The sequence below is a fragment of the Modestobacter sp. SYSU DS0511 genome, assembly GCF_054050755.1.
The window spans coordinates 77,351-91,655 of sequence record NZ_JBJGZY010000004.1; the positions used below are offsets into that span (position 1 = coordinate 77,351).

A 14,305-nucleotide genomic window follows, 5' to 3' on the forward strand; every position below is an offset into this window, starting at 1 on the left:
ACACCGGCCCGCGGGGCAGGGGCCGGCGGTGCCTCAGCGGAAGACGTCCGCGGCGATGCCCAGCACCAGCGGCACCACGCCGAGGCAGAGGAACGCGGGCAGGAAGCACAGGCCGAGCGGGGCGAGCACCCAGACCCCCGCCCGCCGGACGGCGGCGTCGACCCGCACCCGCTCGTCGCCGCGGAGGTCGACGGCCAGCCGCTGCAGGGCCGGCACCACCGATGAACCGGACTCCCCGGCGCGCACCACCGCCCGGGCCAGCGCATCGACCGGCGGCCCGGCCCCGGCCCAGGCGCGCTGCGGCGTCGCCCCCAGCCGGTACAGCGCCGCGACCCGCGCCAGCCGGTCGCCCAGCGGTCCGGGCACCGAGCCCGCGACCGCGGCCAGCGCCTCCCCCACCGGCGTCCCCGCGGCCAGGCAGACCGCCAGCAGGTCACAGGCCACCGGCAGATCGGCGCGCACCTGGGCGGCACCGGCGCGTTCCGGCGCGTTCCCCGTACGGCGCAGCACCCGGTCCAGCGCTCCGCCGGTGACCAGCGCCCCGACCGCGCCCGGGAGCCCGCCACCGAGCAGCGCGAAGACCGCCAGCGCACCCGCCGCCGCCTCGACCCGTCGCCGCGCCGGGCCCGGTGGACCCCCTGCCCGGGACCCGGTCGTCCGGCGCAGCCGGCCGCCGGGTCCCGGTGCAGCAGAGCCCTCACCGGGCGGCCCGGTCACCGCCCGGATCCGGGCCCGACGGGCGGCGTCGGGCGGCACCCAGACCAGCAGCGCCGCGGCCAGCGCCACCGCGGCCTGCGCGGCGCCGGTCATCCCTGCACGACCCGGGCGACCAGCCGGGCCGACCAGGCCAGGCCGGCCACCTCCAGCCCCACGCCCAGCACGAGCAGGACGGTGCCCGGCGTGGTCGTGGTCAGCACGCGCCACGGGTCGGCTCCGACGCCGGCGCCCATCAGCAGCCCGAACACCGGCAGGCCCGCCAGCACGGTGGCGCTCGCCCGCGGCCCGGCCACCGCGGAGCGGAGCTCGGCCGCGGTGCGCAGCCGCGCCCGCAGGTCGTCCTCCACCGCGCCGATGACGGCGGCGAGCGAGCACCCGGTGCGCCCGCTGAGCCGGACGGCCGCCGCCAGCCGGAGCAGCGCCGGACCGAGCGGGTCACCCGGCCGTTCCGGTGGCGGTTCCCCGAGCCGGAGCACCGGCTCCAGCACCCGCGCCGTGGCCGGGTCCGGGCAGCCCGCCGCCGCGGCGCCGGCGGCCTCGGCCAGCGGCCGTCCGGACCGGACCTCGGCGACCAGCACGCCCAGCGCCTCCGCCAGCGCCCGGGTGCGCCGGTCCTGGGCACGCGCCCCGGCCCGGCTCCGTACCACCCGCGCCCCGGCGGTTGCGCAGACCGCCGCGAGGACCGCGACCACCGGCGTGGACAGCAGCAGTCCGCCGGCGCCCGCCACGACCGCCGGCCCGGACCGGAGGGCCCACCGGTGCGCCACCGAGCCGGGGTCGGGCAGCCGACACCGCGGACGCGGCCCCGGTGCGAGTCGCCGCACCGCACCGGCCGCCGGTGGCCAGGCGAGCAGCGCGGCCGCCAGGCACAGCAGGGCCGGCGCGCTCATCCGGGCACCCGGCAGTCGAGCAGCCCGGCCAGCTCCGTCCGGGCGGCGCACTCCCCGCCGTCGGCCCGCCAGCCCGGCACCACCTCGATCAGGTCGCCCCGCCGCCGGACGACGCCCAGCTCCTCGACCGACCGCCCGCCCGGCCCGCGGCGCAGGTGGACGACGAGCGCCAGCGCGGCCGCGGTCTGGCTGTGCACCGCCGCGCGGTCCAGGCCGGCCGTGCTGCCGAGCGCCTCCAGCCGGGCGGGCAGGTCGGCGGTCCGGTTGACGTGCACCGTGCCGCAGCCGCCGTCGTGCCCGGTGTTGAGCGCGGCCAGCAGGTCGACCACCTCCCCGCCCCGCACCTCGCCGACCACCAGCCGGTCCGGGCGCATCCGCAGCGCCTGCCGGACCAGGTCCCGCAGGGTGACCGCGCCCGCGCCCTCGACGTTGGGTGGCCGGGTCAGCAGCCGCACCACGTGCGGATGGGCGGGGGCGAGCTCGGGCGCGTCCTCGCACAGCACCACCCGCTCGGTGCGGTCGACCAGACCGAGCAGCGCGGACAGGACCGTGGTCTTGCCGGTGCCGGTGCCACCGGTGACCAGGAAGGCCGGGCGGCGGCGCACCGCCGCCCGCAGCAGGTCGGCGGCCGCGCCGGGGAAGGCGCCGCGCGCGTGCAGGTCGCCGAAGGTCAGCGCGGCCCGCCGCAGCACCCGCAGCGACAGGCAGGTGCCCCCGGCGGCGACCGGCGCCAGCACCGCGTGCAGCCGGGTGCCGTCGGGCAGCCCGGCGTCGACCCAGGGCGCGGCGTCGTCCAGCCGCCGCCCCGCCGAGGCCGCGAGCCGGACCGCGAGCCGCCGCACCGCCGCCTCGTCCGGGAACCGGACGTCGGCCCGTTCCAGACCGCTGCCGCAGTCGATCCACACCTCGTCCGGCCCGTTGACCAGCACGTCGGTGACCCCGGGGCGCCGCAGCAGCGGTTCGAGCGCGCCGGCACCGGCCAGCTCGTCGGTGGCCAGCCGGACGGCGTCCAGCACCGCCCGGTCACCGAGCAGGCCGCCGGTCTCCTCCCGGACCAGGGCGGCGACGGTGGCGGCCCCTGGGACGCCGGTGCCGGGGACGCCGGCCAGCCGGGAGCGGACCCGGTCGATGAGCGGGGCGGCCGGCTGCCCGGTCATGCCGCCCGCCCGGGCAGCCGGCCGAGCAGCTGGCGGCTGACCAGACCCAGCGGGGCCCGGGCGGTGACCGAGGGCGGCTCACCCCGTTCGCTGCGCACCACGGCGGCCCGGTCGGCGGCGAGCTCCGCGAAGACCGGCCGCCCCGCCACGTCGGCCACCTCCGCGCGGGTCAGCCCGCCGGGCACCGGCCGGCTCACCAGCAGCGCCGTGGACCAGGCGCCGGCCGGCGACTCCAGCAGGGTCCGGGCGGCGGCCGCGGCCCGCAGCCGGGCCGGCACCACCAGCACGGCGAGGTCGGCGGCGACCAGCACCTGCTCGGCCGCCGCGTCGTGCGGGGGCAGGTCGACGACGACGGCCAGACCGCTGTCCCGCGATCCGCGGGCCACGGCCAGGAGCGCGTCGGCGGGGACCGGCTCGGGGTGCTCGCGGGAGGCGGAGAGCACCGCCACCCCGTGCGCCTCGGGCAGCGCGGCCACCAGGGCGGCCCCGGACACCCGGCCGCTGAGCCCGGAGAGCTCGGGCCAGCGCAGGCCGGGTGACCGCTCGGCGCCCAGCAGCAGGTCCAGCCCCGCCGCCCAGCCGTCGCCGTCGACCAGCAGCACCTCGTCGGCCGCGGCTGCCCGGGCGGCGACCGCGAGGGCGGTCGCCAGCGTGCTCGCCCCGGCCCCACCGCAGGCGCCGCCCACGACGGCCAGCCAGCCCGGCCGGGCGGGAGCGCGGAGCGCCGCCGCAGCCCGTTCCAGCAGCCACGCCTCGTCGCGGGGCAGCACCACCACCCGCTCGGCGCCCAGCTCCACCGCCGCGGCCCACACCTCCGGCGCGGGCTCGCTGCCGGTGACGACGAGCAGGCCCGGCCGCCGGGGCAGCGCGCGGACCGCTGCGCTGTCGACCAGGTCGGCTCCCACGAGCACGAACGGGGCGTCGCGGGCGGCTCGGCACAGCGCGGGCCCGCCGGTGGTCAGCTCGGCGGTGGCACCGGCGGCGGCGAGCACCCCCAGCAGGTCGTCGAGGAGCGTCTCGTCGGTGCTGGCGACGACGGGGCGGCGGTCGGACGGGAGGGCGCCGGCGCGGCGCGGGGCAACAGGCACCGGGCCAGCGCACCGGTACCGGAGCCGGTCCGGAAGTCGTGCCGGCGAACTGTGGATGACCCCTCGGGGTGTGGACGGCGGTGCGCCTGGACGGCGGGGCTGCCGATCCCCCTACCGTGGAGGACGTGACCGGCGCCGCGGCGTTCTTCGACCTGGACAAGACGGTCATCGCGAAGTCCAGCACCCTGGCCTTCGGACGACCGTTCTTCCAGGGTGGGCTGATCAACCGCCGGGCGGTCCTCAAGGGCGCCTACGCGCAGTTCGTCTTCTCCCTCGCCGGCGCCGACGCCGACCAGATGGAGCGGATGCGCCGCCAGATCACCGCGATGACCACCGGGTGGGACGTCGCGGTGGTGCACGACATCGTCCGCGAGACGCTGCACGAGATCGTCGACCCGCTGATCTACGCCGAGGCCGCCGACCTGATCGAGGCGCACCGGGCCGCGGGCCGGGAGATCGTCATCGTCTCCAGCAGCGGGGCGGAGATGGTCGGCCCGATCGGCGAGATGCTCGGCGTCGACCGGGTGGTGGCCACCCGGATGGTGACCGTCGACGGCCGGTACACCGGCGAGATCGACTTCTACGCCTACGGCGAGAACAAGGCCGCCGCGATGCGGGAGATCGCCGCGGAGCAGGGCTGGGACCTCGCCGACTGCTTCGCCTACAGCGACTCGGTGACCGACCTGCCGATGCTGGCGGCGGTCGGCCACCCCACGGCCGTCAACCCCGACCGGGGACTGCGCCGGGCCGCCACCGAGCGCGGCTGGCCGGTGCTGACGTTCACCCGCCCGGTGACGCTGCGGTCGCGTTTCGGCGGTCGGACGCCGGTGGTGACCAGCGCCGCCGTGGGCGCCGCCGTGGCCGGGCTGGCGTGGTACGCCCGCCGGCGGGCGCTGCGCGCCCTCTCCCCCGGGGACGCGGCCCCGCCGGTGGTCACCCCACCGGACGGCCGCGGCCGACGCCGCGGCGCCTGAACCGGCCGGTCCGGCCCCGGCGCTGCCGCCGCCCCGCCCCGAGGACTCAGCCGCCCACGCGGGCGCGCACCTCGGTCACCTTCGCGCGCACCTGGTCCAGGACCGTACGGCCGGTGGAGACCGGCCGGAACTCCTGCGCCGCGGCGGTCAGCGCCTGCTGCTCCGCCGGGGTCAGCTCCAGCTCGGCGGCCGCCACGTTGGACTCGAGCTGCTCGACGCTGGACGCCCCCGGGATCACCACCACCTGCGGCAGGCCGAGGAGCCAGGCCAGGGCCACCTGGGCCGGCTTCGCCTGGTGGGCGGCGGCGACGTCCCGGAGCAGCTGGAGGAGCGGCTCGGCCCGGTGCAGGTTCTCCGTGCCGAACAGCGGGTTCATCGCCCGGACGCCCCCGGGGCGGTGGTCCGCCGAGTACCGGCCGCCCAGCAGGCCCTGGGCGAGCGGGCTGTAGGCGATGACCACCCGGTTCTCGCGTTCGGCGAAGGGCACCAGGTCGGCCAGCGGCCCGGCGTGCGCCAGGGAGAACTGGACCTGGTTGCTCACCACCGAGCTGCCCAGCGCGCGGTCGGCGGCCTGCCAGCGCTCCAGGGAGTAGTTGGACACCCCGACGGCACCGATCACACCTTCGTCGAGCAGAGCGCGCATGCCCGGCATGATCACCGAGTCCGGCACCAGCGGGTTGGCCTGGTGCACCTGGTAGAGCGGGATCCGCTCGAGCCTCAGCCGGCGGGCGCTCCCGGCCGCTCGGTTGCGCACCACCGCCGGGAACGGCGCCACCGGGAAGACCTTGCTGGCGACGACCACCTCGGCCCGGTCGGCGCCGAGGGCCTCGGCCAGGATCCTCTCGCTGCGGCCGAAACCGTAGACCTCGGCGGTGTCGAACAGCGTGACGCCGAGTTCCCGGGCCCGCCGGACGATGTCCCGCGCCGCTCCTCCGGCGTACTCGTCGCCGTACCCCCATTCACGGGAGCCGAACTGCCAGGTGCCCAGTCCGACCCGGCTGACCTGTCCCAGACCGTCGACCTCGAGGAAGCGCATCTACCCAGTCTCGACGCCGAGCGCGATCGCCGCAGTGCCATGGGCTCCTCCAGGGCCCCGCCCGAGCGCGCGAGGGGTGGGAGGGCTTCTCCCTCAGCCGCGGAGCAGGCTCTCGCAGATCGCCAGGCCCTCGATGGCGCCGAGCTCGGTGGCCCGGCAGCAGTGCACCAGCCAGCCGGCGACGCCGTCCGGACCGCCGGAGCGGTACCCCGCCAGCGCGGCGGCGTACGCACCCGCGCCGAGCTCGGCGAAGCCCACCTCCGGCACGGAGACCGCCTTGGGGTCCAGCCCCCGCGTGATGCCGACCAGCCGCGCGGCGGCGCGGGCGACCACGCCGTCCTGCACACCGAAGGGGACCAGCGCGGCCAGCTCGCCGTGCACCACCCCGGCCACCAGCACGGCCGGGACCGTGGTCGCGCCGGTGATGATCGAGAAGAGCCCGCCCAGCCGCGGACCGGCCGCGCCGTGCGGGCGCCCCAGCTGGTCAGGGTCGGCGAGGTCGGCCGCGGCCAGCACGTGCAGCCGGGCGAGCACCTGGCCGGGCGCACGCTGCCAGGTCTCGACCATCGACCCCAGCCCCACCGACACCCGCAGCGAGCCCTGCACAACCGGGTCGTCCACCTCCCCGGTACGGACGGCGGGCAGCGGCACGTCGACGCCCTCCAGCGCCGCCGAGGCCCGGGCACCGCGCAGCGCCGACTCGGCGCTCACCCCGGCCGACTCGCGCCGCAGCACCTTGTGACCGAGCAGCCGGTCGACCGCGGCCCGCGCGCCCTCCGCGGCGGCGGACACGCCGGGCAGCTCGAGCAGCGGCGCCAGCGGATCGGGGCCGGTCGGGCGGGCGGCGGGCGCGGCGGCGCGGCCGGCGCCGGGGCGCAGCGGGATCGTCACGGCGACGACGGTACGAGCCGCCTGCTGCGGCGGGTCAGAGCGGGCGGCCCGCCGTGCGGTCGACGTGGTCGGGGACGGCGACGCTGTCGTCGTCCCCGGTGGTGACCGTGCCGGTGGGCTCGAACATCAGGATCGACCCGCCGGTCGAGGACGGCTTGTGCTCGGTGCCGCACGGCACCACGAAGGTGTCCCCGCGCTCCAGCTGCACGGTCACCTCCGAGCCGTCGGGCTGCCGGACGGCGACGTCGAAGCGGCCGTCGAGGACGAGGAAGAACTCGTCGGTGTCCTCGTGGACGTGCCAGACGTGCTCGCCGCGGGCGTGCGCGATCCGGACGTCGTAGTCGTTGACCCGGGCGACGATGCGCGGGCTGTAGACGTCGTCGAAGCTGGCGAGGGCGGCGGTGACGTTGACGGGTTCCGCTGCGGTCATGCCGGCCAGGATGCCCTGCCGGGCCTCCGCTTAGGCTCTCCCCACGATGGCCGGTCCCCTGACTCTCCTCCTCGTCCGGCACGGCCAGAGCGAGTGGAACGCCGCGGGCCTGATGCAGGGCCAGACGCCCCACGTGCCGCTCACCGAGCTGGGCCACCAGCAGGCGGCGTCCGCCGCCGCCGAGCTGGCCGCAGTCTCCGCCGCCGGCGCCGGCCCGGGGGCCCTGCTCTCCAGCGACCTGCTGCGCGCGGTGCAGACCGCCGAGCACTGCGCCGCGGCCACCGGGCTCCCGGTCACCACCACCCCCGAGCTGCGCGAGCAGGGCTACGGCGTGCTGGAGGGCCGCCCCTCGCACGAGCTGTGGGACGTCGTCGACTGGACCGACGTGCACTGGTCCGCCGAGGGTGGGGAGAGCCTCGCCCAGCTGCACGCCCGGGTGGCCGCCCTCCTCGCCCGGCTGGCCGCGGACCCGCCGGCGGAGGTGGTCGCGCTGGTCACCCACGGCGACACGATCCGCGCCGCGCAGGCCGTCGCCGCCGGGCTGGGCCCCGCGGAGATGCCGGTGGTCACCCCGCACAACGGCACGGTCACCCGGCTGGAGCTCGTCCTATGAGCAGGGTCCTGGTGCTGGGCGGCTCCCGCTCGGGCAAGTCGGCCTACGCGGAGCAGCTGCTGGAGGGCCGGCACGACGTCACCTACCTGGCCACCAGCCAGGTGTCCGAAGGCGACGCCGAGTGGGCCCAGCGGGTCGCGGCGCACCGGGCCCGCCGGCCGGTCGGCTGGACGACGCTGGAGACCACGATGCCCTCGGAGCTGGTCCGCGGCGGCGCGGTGCTGGTCGACAGCATCACCACCTGGGTGGCCGCGCTCATGGACGAGACCGGGGTCTGGGGCACCGCCGACGACGGCGCGGAGGCCGGTGGCGCGCACGCCGCCGACCGGCGGCGGGCCGAGGCCGCGCTGGACCGCCTGGCCGCCCGCTGCGACGCCCTGGTCAACAACTGGGTGATGACGCCGGCGCACGTGGTCGCGGTCAGCGACGAGGTCGGGCTGGGCGTGGTCCCCGGGACCCGCGCCGGGCGGCTGTTCCGCGACACCCTGGGCACGGTCAACCAGCGGCTGGCAGCGACCGCGGACGAGGTGTGGTTCGTCGTCGCGGGGCTGCCGCAGCGGCTGCGATGAGCCGGCGCTGGTGGTCCGGGCCGGTCGAGGCGTTCTCGCTGCTCAGCGCGGTACGCATGCCCCCGGTCGGATCGGTGCGCGGCGCGCTGCCGTGGGCGCCGCTGGTCGGGCTGGTGCTGGGGTCGGCGGCCACCGCGGCGGCTTGGGCCGCCGGCCGTGCGGCCAGCCCACTGGTGGGCGCGGCGCTCGGGGTCGTCGTCCTCGCCGTGGCCACCCGCGGGCTGCACCTGGACGGGCTGGCCGACACCGCCGACGGTCTCGGCCCGCTGCGCGGCCGGGAGCAGGCGCTGGCGGTGATGCGCGCCGGGGACGTCGGCCCGTTCGGCGTCGCCACCCTGGTGCTCACCCTGCTGCTCCAGGTCGCCTGCCTCGCGCACCTGCTCCCGGTGGACGGCGGGTGGCTGGCCCTGCCCGCGGCCACCCTCACCGCCCGGGTGGCGATGGCCCGCACCGGCCTGCCCGGCGTGCCGATCGCCGAGGGCTCCTCCCTCGGCGGGGCGGTGGCCGGCACCGTGTCCCGGCCGTGGCTGGCCGGCGCGGCGCTCCTCACGGCGGTCGCGGTCGCCGGCGGCGGGCTGCTGGCCGGGGCCGACGGCCCCGTCGCCGCGCTCGTGCTGGTCGCCGCCGTCGCGGCCGGGCTGGGGTCGTCCGAGGGGTTGCTCTCCCGGGCCCGGACCCGGCTTGGTGGGGTCAACGGCGACGTGATGGGCGCGATGGGCGAGGTGGCCACCACGGTCACCCTGCTCACCGCAGCGCTGCTGCTGCCCTGACCATCAGCCGCCGGCGACCGACTGCACGACCATGACCTCCGCACCGGGTCCGACGACCGTCGCCAGGCCGCTCAGCCGGCGCACCTCCTCGCCGTCGACGTAGACGTTCACGAAGCGGCGCAGCGCGCCGGTCTCGTCGCGCACCCGGCGGTCGAACACCGGGTGGTCGGCGGCCAGCGCGTCGAGCACCGCGCCGACGGTGGCCTCGGCCGGGAGGTCGAGCGCCACCGAGGAGCGCCCGCCGGTGCAGTCGGCCAGCAGCCGCGGCAGCAGCACCCGCACGGTCACGGCAGCTCCCTCATGGCAGGACCGCGGCGCGCACGCACAGCACGTCGGGCAGGTGGCCGGCGACCTGCGTGAACGACTCCCCGGCGTCGGCGCTGGCGTAGACCTCGCCGCCGCGGGTGCCCACGTAGACGCCGACCGGGTCGTCGGCGTCCACGCAGGCGGCGTCCCGCAGCACCGCGTTGTACTGGTCGGTCGGCAGCCCTGCGGTCAGCTCCTGCCAGGTCTCCCCCGCGTCGTCGCTGCGGTGCACCGCCAGCCGCCCGTCCGGCGGGATCCGCCGGCCGTCGGCGACCAGCGGCACCACCCAGATCCGTCCGCCGCGGCGCGGGTCGGCCAGCATCACGAAGCCGAAGTCCGAGGGCAGCCCGTCCGCGATCGAGGTCCAGGTGTCGCCGTCGTCGTCGGAGCGGTGCACCCCGTGGTGGTTCTGCGCGTACAGCCGGGTGGGCACCGCGGCGTCGCGGGCGATCTTGTGCACGCACTGGCCGAACTCCGGTGCCGGCCCGGGCAGGAAGTAGGCGCTGATCCCGGAATTGCGGGGCTGCCAGGACGCGCCGCCGTCGCGGGTGCGGTAGACGCCGCCGGTGCTCATCGCCACGTGCACCGTGCCGTCGGGCCCGGGGACGACGGAGTGCGCCGCCGCCCCGCCGTAGCCCGCGCCCCACTCGGCGCGGTGCGGGTGGTCCCACAGGCCGCGGCACAGCTCGAAGTGCTCCCCGCCGTCGTCCGACCGCCACAGCGAGATCGGCTCGCAGCCGGCCCACACCACCCCGGGCCGGTCGGCGGAGTCCGGGTGCAGCTGCCAGATCCGCTCCACCGCGGCACCGGTGTCGGCCGGGAACCGGATCGCGCCGCCCTCGGGTTCGGTCCAGGTGGCGCCGAGGTCGTCGGAGTGGACGACGGTCGGCCCGAAGTGCTCGGAGCGGACGCCGAGCAGCACGCGGGTGCGCCCGCCACGGACGTCGATGCCGATGCTCGTCACCTCCGTCATCAGGAAGTGCGGTGCGGAGAGGGACCAGGTCCGTCGGTCCGCACTCGTCGCGAGCCAGAGCCCCTTGCGGGTGCCGATCGCCAGCAGAGTCGTCGCCATGCAGCAGTAGACCGCCGGGGACCGACGAAGTCATCGGCGCGGCGACGCATCCGCACGAGGCCGACGAACGTGGTCCCACGGAGCTTGTGCTCTGCTCACCGGGGGTGAGCAGAGCACAAGCTCCCCGGAACCTGCCCGCCGGAGGCGAACAGGAGGTCAGACCGGCTGCTGCGCCGGGGTCTCCCCGCCCTCCAGGTCGCCCTCGGTGTCCAGGTACGCCTGCTGCAGCTCGGCCAGCAGCGCCGGGTCCGGCTCGGCCCACATCTTCCGGTCGACCGCCTCCAGCAGCCGCTCGGCGATGCCGTGCAGCGCCCACGGGTTCGACTTCTCCATGAACTCGCGGTTCTCCGGGTCGAGCACGTAGGTCTGGGCGAGCTTCTCGTACATCCAGTCGGCGACCACGCCGGTGGTGGCGTCGTAGCCGAACAGGTAGTCGACGGTGGCGGCCAGCTCGAAGGCGCCCTTGTAGCCGTGCCGGCGCATCGCGGCCAGCCACTTGGGGTTGACCACCCGGGCGCGGAACACCCGGGAGGTCTCCTCGACCAGCGACCGGGTCCGCACCTGCTCGGGCCGGGTGGAGTCGCCGATGTAGGCCTCCGGCGAGGAGCCGGTCAGCGCGCGCACCGTGGCGACCATGCCGCCGTGGTACTGGAAGTAGTCGTCGGAGTCGGCGATGTCGTGCTCGCGGGTGTCGACGTTCTTGGCCGCCACGGCGATCCGCTTGTAGGCGGCCTCCATGTCCGGGCGGGCCTGCACGCCGTCGAGGTCGCGGCCGTAGGCGTAGCCGCCCCACACCGCGTAGACCTCGGCCAGGTCGGCGTCCCCACGCCAGTTCCGCGAGTCGATCAGCGACAGCAGCCCGGCTCCGTAGGCGCCGGGCTTGGAGCCGAACACCCGGGTGGTGGCCCGCCGCCGGTCGCCGTGCCCGGCGACGTCGGCCTCGACGTGCGCCTTCACGAAGTTCTGGTCGTCGGACTCGTCCAACGAGGCGACCAGGGTCACGGCGTCGTCGAGCATGGTCACCACGTGCGGGAAGGCGTCCCGGAAGAAGCCGGAGATCCGCACCGTGACGTCGATCCGGGGCCGGCCGAGTTCGTCGAGGTCGATCGGCTCCAGGCCGGTCACCCGTCGCGACGCCTCGTCCCAGACCGGCCGGACGCCGAGCAGCGCCAGGATCTCGGCGACGTCGTCGCCCGCGGTGCGCATGGCCGAGGTGCCCCACACCGACAGCCCGACCGAGGGCGGGAACTGCCCGTCGTGGTCGGCGCGGTAGCGGTCGACCAGCGACTCGGCCATCGCCGAGCCGGTCTCCCAGGCCAGCCGGGAGGGGATGGCACGCGGGTCGACCGAGTAGAAGTTCCGCCCGGTCGGCAGCACGTTGACCAGCCCGCGCAGCGGCGAGCCCGACGGCCCCGCCGGCACGTAGCCGCCGTCGAGCGCGTGGAGCGTCATGTCCAGCTCGTCGGTCGTGCGCTCCAGCCGGGGCACGACCTCCTCGACGGCGAACCGCAGGACGGCGGCGACCTCGTCGTCCGTCGTGCCGAGCACGCCACCGACGACGTCGGCGATGGCCGAGGCGGTCCAGCCGCGCTCCTCCATCCCGGCCACCAGCGCCTCGGCCTGCGCCTCGACCCGGTCGGTCTCCCTCAGCCCGGCGGTGCCGTCCTCGGTGAGCCCGAGCGCCTGGCGCAGCCCGGGCAGCGCCACGGTGCCACCCCAGATCTGCCGGGCGCGCAGCATCGCCAGCACCAGGTCGACGCGGTCCTGCCCCGACGGCGGGGTGCCCAGCACGTGCAGCCCGTCGCGGATCTGGGAGTCCTTGATCTCGCAGAGCCAGCCGTCGACGTGCAGGATCATCTCGTCGAAGTGGTCGTCCTCGGGCCGCTCGGTCAGCCCCAGGTCGTGGTCGAGCTTGGCCGCCTGCAGCAGCGTCCAGATCTGCTGCCGGACGGCGGGCAGCTTCGCCGGGTCCATCGCGGCGATGTTGGCGTGCTCGTCGAGCAGCTGCTCCAGCCGGGCGATGTCGCCGTAGGAGTCGGCCCGGGCCATCGGCGGCACCATGTGGTCGACCAGGGTCGCGTGCGCCCGGCGCTTGGCCTGGGTGCCCTCGCCCGGGTCGTTGACCAGGAACGGGTAGACCAGCGGCAGGTCGCCGATCGCGGCGTCGGTGCCGCAGCCCGCGGACATCCCGACGGTCTTGCCGGGCAGCCACTCCAGGTTGCCGTGCTTGCCCACGTGCACCATCGCGTGCGCCCCGAAGACGCTGCGCAGCCACCAGTAGGCGGCCAGGTAGTGGTGGGACGGCGGCAGGTCCGGGTCGTGGTAGATCGCGATCGGGTTCTCCCCGAAGCCGCGCGGCGGCTGCACCATCACGACGACGTTCCCGGCACGCAGCGCGGCGAAGACGATGTCGTCCCCGTCCACGAAGAGCGAGCCGGGTGCCTCGCCCCAGTGCTCGACCATCGCCTCGCGCAGCTCGGCCGGCAGCGAGTCGAAGTGCCGGCGGTACTCGGCGGCGGGGATCCGCACCGGGTTGCCGCTGAGCTGCTCCTCGGTGAGCCAGTTCTCGTCCTGGCCGCCGGCGGCGATCAGCGCGTGCACCAGCGCGTCGCCATCCAGGTCGGCGACGCCGGGCAGCGCATCGGGGCCGTCGAACGGGCCGATGTCGTAGCCCTGACCGTGCATCGCGGCCAGCAGCCTGACCACCGATGCGGGGGTGTCCAGCCCGACGGCGTTGCCGATCCGGGCGTGCTTGGTCGGGTAGGCGCTCAGCATCACCACGATCCGGCGCTCGGCCGGCGGGGTGTGCCGCAGCCGGGCGTGCGCGACCGCGGTGCCGGCGACCCGGGCGGCCCGCTCGGGGTCGGCGACGTAGGAGGTCAGCCCGTCGGCGTCGGTCTCCTTGAAGGAGAACGGCACGCTGATCAGCCGGCCGTCGAACTCCGGGATGGCGACCTGGTTGCCGACGTCCAGCGGGGAGAGCCCGTCGTCGTTGGCGGCCCACTCGGCACGGGAGCTGGTCAGGCACAGCCCCTGGACGACCGGGACGTCCAGATCAGCGAGCTCGCCGACGTCCCAGGCGCCGTCGTCCCCACCGGCCTGCGCGGTGGCCGGCTTCGACCCGCCGGCGGCCAGCACGGTGACCACCAGGGCGTCGGCGGTGCGCAGCAGCTCGACCAGGCCGGGCTCGACGGTGCGCAGCGAGGCGGTGAACACCGGCAGCGGACGGCCGCCGGCGTCCTCGATCGCGGTGCACAGCGCCTCGACGAAGCCGGTGTTCCCGGACAGGTGGTGCGCCCGGTAGTAAAGGACGGCGACGACCGGACCCTCGCCGGTGCGCGCGGGGCGCTCCAGGACGCCCCACTCCGGGGCGACCGACGGCGCCTCGAAGCCCTCGCCCTCGAGCAGCAGGGTGTCGCCGAGGAAGCGGTGCAGCTGCTCGAGGTTGTCCGGCCCGCCCTGCGCCAGGTAGCCGTGCGCCTCGGTCGCCACGCCCATCGGCACGGTGGAGAGCTCCATCAGCTCGGCGTCCGGCACGTTCTCCCCACCGAGGACGACGACCGGAGCCGGCCCGGCGAGCAGCGGGGCGAGCATCTCCTCGTACTGGCGGCGTACGCCCAGGATTCGGACGACGACGAGGTCGCTGCCGGCCGCCAGGTCCGCCATCCCGTCGGCGCCGAGCCGGGCTGGGTTGCCCAGCCGCCAGTCGGCCGCGCTGGACCGGGCGCTCAACAGGTCGGTGTCGCTCGTCGAGAGCAGGGTGAAGGTGCGAGAGCTCACGGCAGTGCCTCC

Annotated in this window: 14 protein-coding genes; 4 read left to right on the forward strand and 10 right to left on the reverse strand. The window is 76.7% G+C overall.

Features of this window, described 5'->3' with window-relative positions:
* Nucleotides 1-33: 33 nt before the first annotated feature.
* The 4 genes from ACI783_RS03400 to ssd are packed head-to-tail and all read right to left on the reverse strand — an operon-like array spanning nt 34 to nt 3,852.
* Nucleotides 34-810 (reverse strand): type II secretion system F family protein, encoded by a 777-nt coding sequence (locus tag ACI783_RS03400; RefSeq protein ID WP_457139120.1) that lies wholly within the window; start codon nt 808-810, stop codon nt 34-36.
* On the reverse strand, nt 807-1,607 hold the full coding sequence (locus ACI783_RS03405) for a type II secretion system F family protein (protein WP_457139121.1): 801 nt from the start codon (nt 1,605-1,607) through the stop codon (nt 807-809). Before ACI783_RS03405 ends, ACI783_RS03400 begins: the two co-directional genes overlap by 4 nt.
* On the reverse strand, nt 1,604-2,764 hold the full coding sequence (locus ACI783_RS03410; RefSeq protein WP_457139122.1) for a TadA family conjugal transfer-associated ATPase: 1,161 nt from the start codon (nt 2,762-2,764) through the stop codon (nt 1,604-1,606). The genes ACI783_RS03405 and ACI783_RS03410 overlap by 4 nt, the downstream gene beginning before the upstream one ends.
* Nucleotides 2,761-3,852, reverse strand: coding sequence for a septum site-determining protein Ssd (ssd, locus tag ACI783_RS03415; RefSeq protein WP_457139123.1), 1,092 nt, complete (start codon nt 3,850-3,852; stop codon nt 2,761-2,763). Before ssd ends, ACI783_RS03410 begins: the two co-directional genes overlap by 4 nt.
* A gap of 125 nt (nt 3,853-3,977) precedes the next feature.
* Between ssd and ACI783_RS03420 the strand changes: the two genes are divergently transcribed.
* Entirely contained in the window at nt 3,978-4,826 is an 849-nt protein-coding gene (locus ACI783_RS03420; RefSeq protein ID WP_457139124.1) for an HAD family hydrolase, read from the forward strand.
* Between the two features lie 46 nt (nt 4,827-4,872).
* On the opposite strand, the gene ACI783_RS03425 is transcribed toward ACI783_RS03420, so the two are convergent.
* The 3 genes from ACI783_RS03425 to ACI783_RS03435 form a co-directional block, all read right to left on the reverse strand.
* Entirely contained in the window at nt 4,873-5,862 is a 990-nt protein-coding gene (locus tag ACI783_RS03425) for an aldo/keto reductase (RefSeq protein ID WP_457139125.1), read from the reverse strand.
* Nucleotides 5,863-5,955: 93 nt separating this feature from the next.
* Nucleotides 5,956-6,753: an oxidoreductase gene (locus ACI783_RS03430; protein WP_457139126.1), complete on the reverse strand. Its 798-nt coding sequence runs from the start codon at nt 6,751-6,753 to the stop codon at nt 5,956-5,958.
* Between the two features lie 34 nt (nt 6,754-6,787).
* Complete coding sequence (locus ACI783_RS03435) at nt 6,788-7,183, reverse strand: cupin domain-containing protein (protein WP_457139127.1); 396 nt, start codon at nt 7,181-7,183, stop codon at nt 6,788-6,790.
* Between the two features lie 46 nt (nt 7,184-7,229).
* On the opposite strand from ACI783_RS03435, the gene ACI783_RS03440 reads away from it, so the two are divergent.
* The 3 genes from ACI783_RS03440 to ACI783_RS03450 are packed head-to-tail and all read left to right on the forward strand — an operon-like array spanning nt 7,230 to nt 9,135.
* Nucleotides 7,230-7,796 (forward strand): histidine phosphatase family protein, encoded by a 567-nt coding sequence (locus ACI783_RS03440; protein ID WP_457139128.1) that lies wholly within the window; start codon nt 7,230-7,232, stop codon nt 7,794-7,796.
* Complete coding sequence (gene cobU / locus ACI783_RS03445) at nt 7,793-8,365, forward strand: bifunctional adenosylcobinamide kinase/adenosylcobinamide-phosphate guanylyltransferase (protein WP_457139129.1); 573 nt, start codon at nt 7,793-7,795, stop codon at nt 8,363-8,365. The genes ACI783_RS03440 and cobU overlap by 4 nt, the downstream gene beginning before the upstream one ends.
* Complete coding sequence (locus ACI783_RS03450) at nt 8,362-9,135, forward strand: adenosylcobinamide-GDP ribazoletransferase (RefSeq protein ID WP_457139130.1); 774 nt, start codon at nt 8,362-8,364, stop codon at nt 9,133-9,135. Before cobU ends, ACI783_RS03450 begins: the two co-directional genes overlap by 4 nt.
* Nucleotides 9,136-9,138: 3 nt before the next feature.
* On the opposite strand, the gene ACI783_RS03455 is transcribed toward ACI783_RS03450, so the two are convergent.
* From ACI783_RS03455 to cobN, 3 genes are all read right to left on the reverse strand, one after another.
* Nucleotides 9,139-9,423, reverse strand: coding sequence for a MoaD/ThiS family protein (locus ACI783_RS03455; RefSeq protein ID WP_457139131.1), 285 nt, complete (start codon nt 9,421-9,423; stop codon nt 9,139-9,141).
* 10 nt (nt 9,424-9,433) lie between these two features.
* On the reverse strand, nt 9,434-10,513 hold the full coding sequence (locus ACI783_RS03460; RefSeq protein ID WP_457139132.1) for a WD40/YVTN/BNR-like repeat-containing protein: 1,080 nt from the start codon (nt 10,511-10,513) through the stop codon (nt 9,434-9,436).
* Between the two features lie 156 nt (nt 10,514-10,669).
* Nucleotides 10,670-14,293 carry a cobaltochelatase subunit CobN gene (gene cobN / locus ACI783_RS03465; protein ID WP_457139133.1) on the reverse strand — a complete coding sequence of 1,208 codons (3,624 nt, stop codon included), beginning with the start codon at nt 14,291-14,293 and terminating at the stop codon, nt 10,670-10,672.
* Between the last annotated feature and the right edge of the window lie 12 nt (nt 14,294-14,305).

What these genes read in the sequence shown, in the direction of transcription:
- ACI783_RS03400 (WP_457139120.1), bottom strand. Translation starts at nt 810, where the DNA reads ATGACCGGCGCCGCGCAGGCCGCGGTGGCGCTGGCCGCGGCGCTGCTG.
- ACI783_RS03405 (WP_457139121.1), bottom strand. Translation starts at nt 1,607, where the DNA reads ATGAGCGCGCCGGCCCTGCTGTGCCTGGCGGCCGCGCTGCTCGCCTGG.
- ACI783_RS03410 (WP_457139122.1), bottom strand. Translation starts at nt 2,764, where the DNA reads ATGACCGGGCAGCCGGCCGCCCCGCTCATCGACCGGGTCCGCTCCCGG.
- ACI783_RS03425 (WP_457139125.1), bottom strand. Translation starts at nt 5,862, where the DNA reads ATGCGCTTCCTCGAGGTCGACGGTCTGGGACAGGTCAGCCGGGTCGGA.
- ACI783_RS03435 (WP_457139127.1), bottom strand. Translation starts at nt 7,183, where the DNA reads ATGACCGCAGCGGAACCCGTCAACGTCACCGCCGCCCTCGCCAGCTTC.
- ACI783_RS03440 (WP_457139128.1), top strand. Translation starts at nt 7,230, where the DNA reads ATGGCCGGTCCCCTGACTCTCCTCCTCGTCCGGCACGGCCAGAGCGAG.
- cobU (WP_457139129.1), top strand. Translation starts at nt 7,793, where the DNA reads ATGAGCAGGGTCCTGGTGCTGGGCGGCTCCCGCTCGGGCAAGTCGGCC.
- ACI783_RS03450 (WP_457139130.1), top strand. Translation starts at nt 8,362, where the DNA reads ATGAGCCGGCGCTGGTGGTCCGGGCCGGTCGAGGCGTTCTCGCTGCTC.
- ACI783_RS03460 (WP_457139132.1), bottom strand. Translation starts at nt 10,513, where the DNA reads ATGGCGACGACTCTGCTGGCGATCGGCACCCGCAAGGGGCTCTGGCTC.